The following is a 10,565-nucleotide window of genomic DNA, read 5'->3' on the forward strand; positions in this document are numbered from 1 at the left end:
CCGCGTGGGAACGATCAACGATCAATAGTCGAGATACAAGGAGCTGCCGCAGGCTGCGATCTTTTCCCACCGGCAACGCGGATCGCAAGCCAGGAGCATTGAGAGGGAACACAGAACGGTGTAATAAAGAACCTCGTTTTTGTGTATGCCCACACTCAACCCGAAAGAGGATTTCGAACATGAGCTACCGCACCCTCGGCCAATCCGGTCTGCAAGTGTCCGCCCTGACCCTGGGCACGATGATGTTCGGCGAACAGACCAGCACCGAGGACTCCCTGAGGATCATCGACAAGGCCTGGGATCAGGGCATCAACTTTATCGACACAGCAGATGTCTACACTGGCGGGCGCTCCGAGGAGATCGTCGGCGAAGCGATTGCCAGTCGCCGTCAGGAGTGGGTCGTCGCGTCCAAGGTCGGTTACGGCCCGGTGGACGGCGTACCGAATCGCACGGGTTTGAGCCGCAAGCATCTCTTCAACGCTATCGAGGCCAGCCTGACCCGGCTGGGCACCGATTACCTGGACATCTACTACCTGCACCGCGAAGATCACAACACGCCGCTGGAGGTCACCGTTTCCGCCATTGGCGACCTGCTGCGCCAGGGCAAGATCCGCTACTGGGGACTGTCCAATTACCGCGGCTGGCGCATTGCTGAAGTGATTCGCGTGGCGGATAAACTCGGGGTCGACCGGCCGGTGATCAGTCAGCCGCTGTACAACATCGTCAACCGTCAGGCCGAGACAGAGCAGATCACCGCCGCCAGTGCCTACGGTCTCGGCGTGGTGCCCTACAGCCCGTTGGCCCGTGGCGTGCTCAGCGGCAAATACGCGCCCGATGTCACGCCGGACGTCAACAGCCGCGCCGGGCGGCAGGACAAACGCATCCTGGAAACCGAATGGCGGGTCGAATCCCTGCGCATTGCCCAACAGATCCAGCAATACACCCAGGGCCGTGGCGTCGGCATCGTCGAATTTGCCATCGCCTGGGTGCTGAACAATGCAGCAGTCAGCTCGGCCATCGTCGGACCGCGTACCGAAGAACAGTGGGACGCCTACACCAAGGCGTTGGCGGTGAAAATCACTGCCGAAGACGAAGCCTTTATCGACTCGCTGGTGACCCCGGGCCACTCCTCTACTCCGGGCTACAACGATGTCAGTCACTTCGTTTCCGGACGGGTACCGCGTTCGCTCTAAGCGCACTGGGTAGTCGCTGAAAGTCCGAATCTTCAATAATGGAGATTCGGATTTTTTATTCCGCATTCACGTCACCTGGCTGAGCTGATGTGCAGAGCCAGAGCTGTTCCAGTTGATTGAGCTCAGCTCAAGGGCACACTCAAGCTCACCTTGACCCGGTCCATCACCACGATGCTGCGGAACCACTTGATATTGCGATTCTCGTAAAACAGCTCACGGGCCAGGGTTTCGTAAGCCTTCATCGTCTCCACCACGATCACCAGCATGAAATCGGCATCACCGGTGACGTAGTAGCACTGCTGAACCTGTGGGATCGACATCTGTGCCTTCAGTACATCAAGGTCTTCGATGTGCGTTCGTTCGGCGTGAACCTCGACGAGGATAGTGATGGGTTTACCGACAGATTCAGGATCGATCACGGCGGTGTTGGCGGTGATCACGCCGCTTTGCTCCATGCGTTTGATTCGCCGCTGCACGGCGGCGGTGGACAAACTGACCTGCTCACCAATCACCCGCAGCGCCATGGAGTTATCGCGCTGCAATCGCTGCAGAATGGCCAGATCAAAGGAATCGAGATCGGGATTCTTGTTCAAGGACATGAGCCGGGCCTGGGCGTGAGAAATTTTCCCATAATAGGCCATTAATCAGAGTAAACGTCTCACGATAAAAGCAATATATTCTCACCGCAAAACACCCCCCTTTCAAAAACGCTTAAACCCCAGGGTCTCGCGAGGACAGTGTGTCAAAAGGTATTGCTTTATCGGTTCTGGCATCGGTGCTGTTCGCCGTCATGTATTTCTACACATCGCTGCTCTCGCCCCTCAGCGGCGTAGAAATTTTTGGCTGGCGCATGCTCTTGACCGCGCCGTGCATGACCGTCTTCATGTTCGCCTCGGGCGAATGGAAACACGCCGTCGCACTGATCAAACGCCTGCTCGACAAACCTGTTTTGGCGCTGGGCCTGCTGCTTTCTTCGGCATTGCTCGGCGTGCAGCTGTGGTTGTTCATGTGGGCGCCACTGAACGGGCATAGCCTGGATGTATCCCTTGGCTATTTTCTGCTGCCACTGACCATGGTTCTGACCGGACGACTCGTTTACGGCGAGCGTCTTTCTCACCTGCAAAAGATCGCGGCATTCTTCGCGAGCCTCAGCGTGGTCAATGAGTTGTATCAGGTCGGCAGCTTCTCCTGGACGACCTTGCTGGTGGCCATCGGTTATCCGACCTATTTCGTGCTGCGCCGACGCCTGGCCGCAGACAACCTGGGTGGATTGTGGCTCGACATGACCTTGCTATTGCCGGTGGCGTTATGGTTCGTGCAAAGCGGTGAGCAAGGTTTCGGCGTGGTCGGGCAGCACCCGTGGCTGTACCTGCTGATCCCGCTGCTTGGGCTGATCAGCGCATCGGCGCTGGTGAGCTACATCATCGCCAGCCGGCTGTTGGCCTTCAGCCTGTTCGGGCTGCTCAGTTATGTCGAGCCGGTGTTGCTGCTCGGCGTCGCCCTGCTGCTGGGAGAAAGCATCGGTGCGGGGGAATGGCTGACCTATATCCCGATCTGGCTGGCGGTGCTGGTGTTGATCTTCGAAGGGTTTAAACACCTGGCACGCCATCGCAAATCCTGACTCAAACGGCCCGTTTGAGTCAGGGTTTGATTTGTTTCAGCTCGTTGAGGAGTGCCAGCAGTGCCTGCATCTTTTCTTCGCCGAATTGCTGCTGGATCTTCTGGTAGTTGATCTCCATGTCACCGCTCATGGAGACGAAACAGGCTTCGCCCTTCTCGGTCAGTTTGATGAACAAACGTCGCTGATCTTCAGAGGATTTGCGGCGGCTGACGTACTCATCGCGCTCAAGACGGGTTAACACCCCGGTCATGCTTGGCGGCAGGATGCAGGCCATTTTTGCCAACTGGTGACTTTCCAGTTCGCCGTTCTGGCGCAGGATGCGGATGACCCGCCACTGCTGCTCGGTCAGGTCATGCTGATTGAGCGAAGGTCGGAAAAACGCCATGGCCGCTTCACGGGCCTGAAGCAGGGTCAATGTCAAAGAAGGTCTTGGATGGGTCATAAGAGGATCGGTCAAAAGGCTGGAAAGCAAAACATTAACACATTCACTATCGCCATCCGACACGCAAAAGAAAACCCGGCTGCAGAATGCTGCAGCCGGGCTCTTTTACTTCAGCAACTGATTACTCGGTTGCAAGCACACCGCGGCGAACCTGGTCACGTTCGATGGATTCGAACAGCGCCTTGAAGTTGCCCTCGCCGAAGCCATCATCGCCCTTGCGCTGGATGAATTCGAAGAACACCGGACCCATCAGGGTTTCCGAGAAGATTTGCAACAGCAGGCGTTTGTCGCCCGGCTCGGATGAACCGTCCAGCAGAATCCCGCGCGATTGCAGTTCTTCGACCGGTTCACCGTGGTTCGGCAAACGACCTTCGAGCATCTCGTAGTAGGTTTCCGGTGGCGCGGTCATGAAGCGCATGCCGATTTTCTTCAGGTGATCCCAGGTCTTGAGCAGATCGTCGGTCAGGAAGGCAACGTGCTGAATGCCCTCGCCGTTGAACTGCATCAGGAACTCTTCGATTTGCCCTGCGCCCTTGGACGATTCTTCGTTCAGCGGAATGCGGATCATGCCGTCCGGGGCGGTCATGGCCTTGGAGGTCAGGCCGGTGTATTCGCCCTTGATGTCGAAGTACCGGATTTCACGGAAGTTGAACAGCTTCTCGTAGAAATTCGCCCAATACGCCATGCGACCGCGATACACGTTGTGGGTCAGGTGATCGATGATTTTCAGGCCAGCCCCGACCGGGTTGCGGTCAACACCTTCGATGAACACGAAATCGATGTCGTAGATCGAGCTACCTTCGCCGAAACGGTCGATCAGGTACAGCGGCGCGCCGCCGATCCCTTTGATCGCCGGCAGGTTCAGCTCCATCGGGCCGGTCTCGATGTGAATCGGCTGGGCACCAAGTTCGAGGGCACGGGCAAACGCCTGCTGGGCATTCTTGACACGAAACGCCATGCCGCAAACCGACGGGCCGTGCTCGGCCGCGAAGTACGAGGCGACACTGTGGGGTTCGTTGTTGAGGATCAGGTTGATGTGGCCCTGGCGATACAGGTGCACGTCTTTGGAGCGATGGGTTGCGACTTTGCTGAACCCCATGATCTCGAAGATCGGTTCGAGCGTGTTTGGGGTCGGCGATGCGAATTCGATGAACTCAAAGCCCATCAGGCCCATTGGGTTTTCGTATAAATCTGCCATGGTTGGCGCCTCATCATGCTTTTAGAATTAACAGCTGGAATTAACGGATCGTTAGTTGCTATCAATGCTGAAGCCGACGGGCGGCGCACAGGAGATCCCCCGCACGCTGCGGGCGAGGAAATCACCGAAAATCAATTGGAACCCTAGTAGCTTCATGTCGACCCATTCTCGTACGGGCGAGGCTTCTGCTGCCAGAAGACCTATTCTTGTATGCGTAAACCGATTCTACACAGCGTAAAACAGTTTGTCCGCATTCTGTATCAAATCCCCTTTTTTGACGCCAGTGCAAGGGGTTTGTTGCACAGGTAGATGCCCCCCAGAATCAACCCGCCGCCCAGGTACATCGGCAGGGTCAGTTGCTCATCCAGCAGCAGTGCTCCGAGAATTACCGCGGTCAGCGGGTTGAGGGCGATGAAAGCGCCGGAACGGGTTGCGCCGATTTTTCGGATACCGTCGTAGTACCAGATATAGGCCAGCGCCGAACCCAGCACGCCCAAATAAAGCAGGCTGAAAAACTGCCCGGGGTTGAGGCTTGCCAGCACCTCGATACTCAGTTCACCGCGCGCTGCGCTGGTCGCCCAGAGCATCACGGTGCCGATCAGGATCGAATAGGTCACGGTTTGCAGTGACCCCAGAGCCTGGTTCAGGCCTTTGGAATACAGCGAGAAGGTTCCCCAGCCCAGCACGCAGCCGAAAATCAGCAAGTCACCGACCCAGGCATTCGCAGCGCCGTTGAACAGTTGCTGATTTCGACTGACGATCACCAGGCCCGCCCCTGCGAGGCAAATCCCGATGCCGAAAACTCTCGCCCGACTCAAGCGCTCCCTGAACAACAGCCACGACGCGAGGGCGATGACTGCCGGGTTCAACGCCACGATCAGCGAAGCGCGCGAGGCGTTGATGTAATGCAATCCATAGAAAAAACACAGGTTATAGAAAAAGATCCCGAAGAACCCCAACACGGCCAACTGCAGCCATTGCTTGAGGTTGGGGCGCGCCAAGGGGATACGCGCCAGCGCCATGAACAGCAGTAACGCCAGACTGGCCAGCAGAAAGCGCACGCTCGCCGCGAGCAACGGGTTGAGCGTGTCGGCCAGGAAACGTCCAGCGACAAAAGTCCCGCCCCAGATCATCGTGACCGCCGCCAGCTTCAGGTAAACCGGCACATCGGATTCAATCGGGACAGCGTTTACATCGGTTCTCATAACACTCTCGGGCGCGAAGGCAGGGGATGGCGTATTCTTCACCTAATACATGATCATCGTAAAATGAGTAAAAACTCATGACCCTGACCCAACTCGAGATCTTTTCGCTGGTTGCCGAGCTGCGCGGTTTTACCAGCGCCGCGACCCGCCTGGGAATTACCCAATCGGCGGTATCCCACGCCATCAAATCGCTGGAGCAAGAGCTTGGCGTCGAACTGCTCAGAAGGCATCAGTCCCAGGTCGAACTGAGTGACATCGGCCAGCAATTGGTGTTGCGCGCCCGGGCCATGCTGGGCCTGGCCAACACCATGCAACAGGAAGCCGCCGATGCGCGCGGCATGAAACGCGGTACTTTGCGCATTGGCTCCTTTGGGCCGACGTCATCGATGAGACTTCTGCCGATGATTCTGCAGCCCTATCGTGCAGCCCATCCAGGGATTGAGGTGCACATCGACGAAGGCCCGGACCATCAGGTCGTCCAGTGGCTCGAAGAGCGGCGGATCGATATCGGATTTGTGGTATTGCCTGAAGAGCGCTTCGATACGTATGCATTGGTCGAAGACCAGATGGTCGCGCTGATCCCGGTCGATCATGCGCTGGCCGCGAAGAAAGGCGTGACCTTGAAAGACCTGTGCGACGACCCGTTCATTCTCACGCAGGCGGGCTCATCGGAGCTGGTTTCAAGGCTGTTCACAGCATCCGGATTAACGCCCGACATTCGTTATCGAAGCTCGCAGTTGCTCAGCACACTGGAGACCGTCAGCCGCGGTGACGCCTTGACGATCGTCGCCGAGTTGTCGCTACCGAACTGCGCAGACGACCGGTATGTAAAAAGAGCGCTGTGTCCTCAGGTCAAGCGTCAGGTGGGTCTGGCAGTACTGGATCAACGGCAGGCATCGCCGGCGACACTGGCCTTCATCAAGTTGGCCTTGAGCCTCGATTACCGATGAAAAAGCGTAAAGTGCGTGCACCAACTATCATGGCCGGTGCATGAACTCTTTTTGGGAGGAAAGTCATTGCCCTACCCGTATTTGAGAGCCCTACCGCTCTTACTTCGCTATAGGTTTCGCAAATGCCATTGACTGTTAAAAGTCGTCAGAAACGGACCCGCCGTATTGCAATAACCGTTTTGACTGCAGCGATGCCCGTAGTGCTTGGGTTCGCCATCCTGTATACGCAAGCGCAGCGCACACTGGAGCAGGCCACCGCACAAACCGCCGAAGAGGCGGTGCGCCAATTTGACTTGATGCTCGATAACACCGCGATGGCGGCACGGGAGATTCTCCCCCTCGCGGGACCGTCTTGTGATGACGACAAACAGTTGGCACTTCGCGAACAAGTCACCCGTCGTCCTTTCGTGCGCTCTACCAACCTGATCTGGAATAACAGTAACTATTGCAGTTCTCTGTATGGCAACAGCGCTGTTGCAGTGCTTGACCCTGAAGATTATGTCGAAGGGAAACTGTGGCTGATGAGTGGCAACCCCGTCACGCCAAATACTGCCGTGCTTGTCTATCGATTGAGCGAGGGCAGTCAGGGAGCTCTTGCAACCATCGATGGTTACCATCTGACCAATGCACTGCGTTTGATAAGCCGCTATACAGACCTCGTGCTCCAGGTAGGTTCCAACTGGTTATCCGCCGATGGCCAGGTTCACGACTCGCGTTTACCGGTCTTCCCCGTGGCCCCCAACCATCTAAAGTCATCGCGCTATGCCTATAGTGTCGAAGCAGGTATGCCTGAGGGCGAAGTCTGGCGCTATATGAAGGCCAGGTACCCGGCTCTTTTCAGCCTGCTGATCTTCTTCGGTGTAATTTCCGGAACCATCGGCCATCGGCTGCAGAAGCACTCATCCTCGCCAAGCCATGAGTTACAACGTGCATTGAAGGCAGCTGAGTTCATTCCCTACTTCCAGCCCGTGGTACGCGGCGATAACAAGCAATGGGCCGGTATGGAAGTGTTGATGCGCTGGCAACACCCCAAAGAAGGCCTGGTGCGTGCGGACCTGTTTATCCCGTTTGCCGAGCACTGCGGATTGATCGTCCCGATGACCCGCTCATTGATGCGGCAAACCGCTGCATTGCTGGCCCCACATGCCCAGTCATTCATTGATGGCTTCCATATCGGTATCAACATCACCGCCAGCCACTGCCATGACCTGGAGCTGGTTGGCGACTGCCGGGAGTTCCTCGGCGCATTCCCACCCGGCAAAGTCACGCTCGTTCTGGAGTTGACTGAGCGCGAGCTGATCGAGCCAACAGACATCACCCGGGAGCTCTTCAAACAACTCCATGAGCTGGGTGTCATGATCGCCATCGACGATTTCGGCACAGGCCACTCGAGCCTGGGCTATTTGCGCCAATTCAATGTGGACTTCTTGAAAATAGACCAGAGCTTTGTAGCGATGATCGGAGTCGACGCCCTGTCCCGTCATATACTCGACAGCATCATTGAACTGTCAGGCAAGCTCGACCTGGGTATCGTTGCAGAAGGTGTCGAAACACCCGAACAACGCGACTATCTCGCGGCACAAGGTGTGGATTTTCTGCAAGGCTATCTATTCGCTCGGCCCATGCCCGGAGATGAATTCCTCCTGACATTAAATCACCATTAAATAGAGAGGCTTACCGGACAAAAACCCCCCATGTTGCAATTGAATCATGCAGCACATTGCATCGGACGACTCTTATCCACCCGATGAACAAAAAGACATGATTTACTCTTGATGCATTAACTACTACAATTTTTGCTGCCTGTGCAAGATTGCAGGTGAGCCATTATCACCGACTCGTCCTAAGGCTCTTGGCTTATAGCTTTGTTTGCGGTTGGTATCAGCCAAATACACTATTGGAGTGAAGATATTGTCCAGACTCGCTGAATTTCGTGCCGCTGAAAAGGCCCTTCAAGAACAGCTTGCGCAGCTGGAATCGCTGAAGAATGACGCCGGGCTCAAGAAAGAAATCGAATTCGAAGAAAAGCTCCAGGGCCTGATGAAAACCTATAGCAAGAGCCTGCGCGACATCATCGCCATCCTCGATCCGAAGCTGGGTAAATCCAGCCCGCTTGTGGCTGCTCCGAAGACGCGTCGGGCCCGCGTGGTCAAGGTTTATCACAACCCGCATACCGGTGAACTGATTGAAACCAAGGGCGGTAATCACCGCGGCTTGAAAGCCTGGAAGGAACAGTACGGTGCCGCCACCGTTGAGTCCTGGCTGCGAGCTTAAGCGATTGCGCCACATCAAGGCCCTGCACATGCAGGGCCTTTTCGTTTAGGGCGGCAGTCAATCTAACGATGGTTGTCGAGCCCGTTAGAAATACCCGGCCCACACCACAACTTTGTACTTGCCCCCTCGACTAGCTAACAGCAAATCCCGGCGCAAAATCCGTAACGATTGAACAAACAATTAAAGTTTCAGGCTGTTTCGTGCAACGAGTATCTCATCCTGGCTCGCCGCATAAGCCTCTGCTTGCCCTGCATAGGAAAGAACATAAGCTTTATCGCCATCAACCGCAGCGACTAATGTTTGAGACAGTACGTGCCGCCCGTTTTGCGTGATGGTGCAAGTGGTTTCAAGCGCCGACAGCCGACTCAATGTGGCTGAGTGGATTTTGTTGCAAACGCTTTGATATCCCCCCGAAACGAAATCCTTTTGCACGGACTTGCGCATTTCCAGCAACACCCCCTGCAGATTGACCTGATGCCCGGCGTCAATCTGAGTCATGGTCAACTCCATGACCATGACCGGAGTTGCGCTTTGATCATTCTTGACCGCTCGCTGCCTGGACACTTTGGGCGAGGACTCAAGCGTTGAGCCTTCTTGCGGCAACACCTCCACTTCCCAGCCGTTGGGCCAGGTGATAACCGGGTCGGCAGCCTGAATGCCAGCACTGCCAAGCAACAGGCCTGTCAAAACGAATAGGGTTTTATAGGGTCGGATCATTGCAATGAGCACTCGCGGGTCGAACGATAAAGTTTGAGGCCCGCAACGTCACCAGGCAATAGGCCAGGGTCTGTTGACGTTTGGTTTGGCGCTGCCAGCAACGCTTGCGTATCATTGGTCCACCCAATCAACCGCAAGCCAGGGGACCGCTCGTGACCTGGAGCGCCGTTTGCCCCACTTATTTTCTGGAGGGCCCATGAGCCTGCACGAACTGAACACTTTCCCGGGTGTGACCGCCCAGCCCGACACTGCCACTCAGAAATTTGTCTTCAACCACACCATGCTACGGGTGAAGGACATCACCAGGTCGCTGGACTTCTACACCCGCATCCTGGGTTTCTCCCTGGTGGAAAAACGCGACTTCCCGGAAGCCGAATTCAGTCTGTACTTCCTGGCCCTGGTTGATAAAGCGCAGATCCCGGCTGACGCTGGCGCGCGTACCGAGTGGATGAAGTCGATTCCCGGCATTCTCGAACTGACCCACAACCACGGCACCGAAAACGACGCGGATTTTGCCTACCATAACGGCAATACCGACCCACGAGGCTTCGGCCATATCTGCATCTCGGTGCCGGATATCCGCGCCGCGTGCGAGCGCTTTGAAGCACTGGGTGTGGACTTCCAGAAACGCCTGAGCGACGGCCGCATGAAGAGCCTGGCCTTCATCAAGGACCCGGACGCCTACTGGGTTGAAATCATTCAGCCGACACCACTGTAAACCACCCATAAGTGATCCAGCACATGATCGTTCCCACGCTCTGCGTGGGAATGCCTCAACGGACGCTCCGCGTCCCTTTGGATGTGACGCAGAGCGTCACGGGCTGCATTCCCACGCGGAGCGTGGGAACGATCACAAGCACTGGGTGTGGACTTCCAGAAACGCCTGAACGACGGCCGCATGAAGAGCCTGGCCTTCATCAAGGACCCGGACGCCTACTGGGTTGAAATCATTCAGCCGACACCAC

At 56.3% G+C, this 10,565-nt stretch carries 11 protein-coding genes; 6 read left to right on the top strand and 5 right to left on the bottom strand.

Going from position 1 to position 10,565, the window contains the following annotated elements; all coding sequences use genetic code 11:
• Positions 1-179 precede the first annotated feature (179 nt).
• Positions 180-1,193 carry an aldo/keto reductase gene (locus AC07VR_RS30435; protein ID WP_495013496.1) on the top strand — a complete coding sequence of 338 codons (1,014 nt, stop codon included), beginning with the start codon at positions 180-182 and terminating at the stop codon, positions 1,191-1,193.
• Positions 1,194-1,315: 122 nt separating this feature from the next.
• Here the strand turns inward: AC07VR_RS30435 and AC07VR_RS30440 are convergent, their stop codons facing one another.
• Positions 1,316-1,792, bottom strand: coding sequence for an Lrp/AsnC family transcriptional regulator (locus AC07VR_RS30440; RefSeq protein ID WP_495013497.1), 477 nt, complete (start codon positions 1,790-1,792; stop codon positions 1,316-1,318).
• Between the two features lie 140 nt (positions 1,793-1,932).
• Between AC07VR_RS30440 and rarD the strand changes: the two genes are divergently transcribed.
• On the top strand, positions 1,933-2,814 hold the full coding sequence (gene rarD, locus AC07VR_RS30445) for an EamA family transporter RarD (protein WP_495013498.1): 882 nt from the start codon (positions 1,933-1,935) through the stop codon (positions 2,812-2,814).
• Between the two features lie 19 nt (positions 2,815-2,833).
• Here rarD and hpaR read toward each other — a convergent pair whose 3' ends face one another.
• From hpaR to AC07VR_RS30460, 3 genes are all read right to left on the bottom strand, one after another.
• Complete coding sequence (hpaR, locus tag AC07VR_RS30450) at positions 2,834-3,256, bottom strand: homoprotocatechuate degradation operon regulator HpaR (protein ID WP_494991309.1); 423 nt, start codon at positions 3,254-3,256, stop codon at positions 2,834-2,836.
• A gap of 121 nt (positions 3,257-3,377) precedes the next feature.
• Entirely contained in the window at positions 3,378-4,454 is a 1,077-nt protein-coding gene (gene hppD / locus AC07VR_RS30455) for a 4-hydroxyphenylpyruvate dioxygenase (RefSeq protein WP_494991308.1), read from the bottom strand.
• Between the two features lie 260 nt (positions 4,455-4,714).
• Positions 4,715-5,659, bottom strand: a complete 945-nt coding sequence (locus tag AC07VR_RS30460) for a DMT family transporter (RefSeq protein ID WP_495013499.1) — start codon at positions 5,657-5,659, stop codon at positions 4,715-4,717.
• Between the two features lie 77 nt (positions 5,660-5,736).
• Here AC07VR_RS30460 and AC07VR_RS30465 point away from each other — a divergent pair, with 77 nt between their 5' ends.
• The 3 genes from AC07VR_RS30465 to AC07VR_RS30475 all read left to right on the top strand — a co-directional run bounded on the left by AC07VR_RS30465 (position 5,737) and on the right by AC07VR_RS30475 (position 8,883).
• A complete protein-coding gene (locus tag AC07VR_RS30465; RefSeq protein WP_494991306.1) occupies positions 5,737-6,609 on the top strand; it encodes a LysR family transcriptional regulator in 873 nt (290 codons plus the stop codon).
• A gap of 122 nt (positions 6,610-6,731) precedes the next feature.
• A complete protein-coding gene (locus tag AC07VR_RS30470) occupies positions 6,732-8,273 on the top strand; it encodes an EAL domain-containing protein (RefSeq protein WP_495013500.1) in 1,542 nt (513 codons plus the stop codon).
• Between the two features lie 247 nt (positions 8,274-8,520).
• Complete coding sequence (locus AC07VR_RS30475; protein WP_494991304.1) at positions 8,521-8,883, top strand: histone-like nucleoid-structuring protein, MvaT/MvaU family; 363 nt, start codon at positions 8,521-8,523, stop codon at positions 8,881-8,883.
• Positions 8,884-9,063: 180 nt separating this feature from the next.
• Here AC07VR_RS30475 and AC07VR_RS30480 read toward each other — a convergent pair whose 3' ends face one another.
• Entirely contained in the window at positions 9,064-9,600 is a 537-nt protein-coding gene (locus AC07VR_RS30480) for a DUF4946 domain-containing protein (RefSeq protein WP_494991718.1), read from the bottom strand.
• Positions 9,601-9,796: 196 nt separating this feature from the next.
• Here AC07VR_RS30480 and gloA point away from each other — a divergent pair, with 196 nt between their 5' ends.
• Positions 9,797-10,318 carry a lactoylglutathione lyase gene (gloA, locus tag AC07VR_RS30485; protein ID WP_495013501.1) on the top strand — a complete coding sequence of 174 codons (522 nt, stop codon included), beginning with the start codon at positions 9,797-9,799 and terminating at the stop codon, positions 10,316-10,318.
• Positions 10,319-10,565 lie beyond the last annotated feature (247 nt).

The organism is Pseudomonas sp. GW821-FHT02H09 (genome assembly GCF_059421425.1).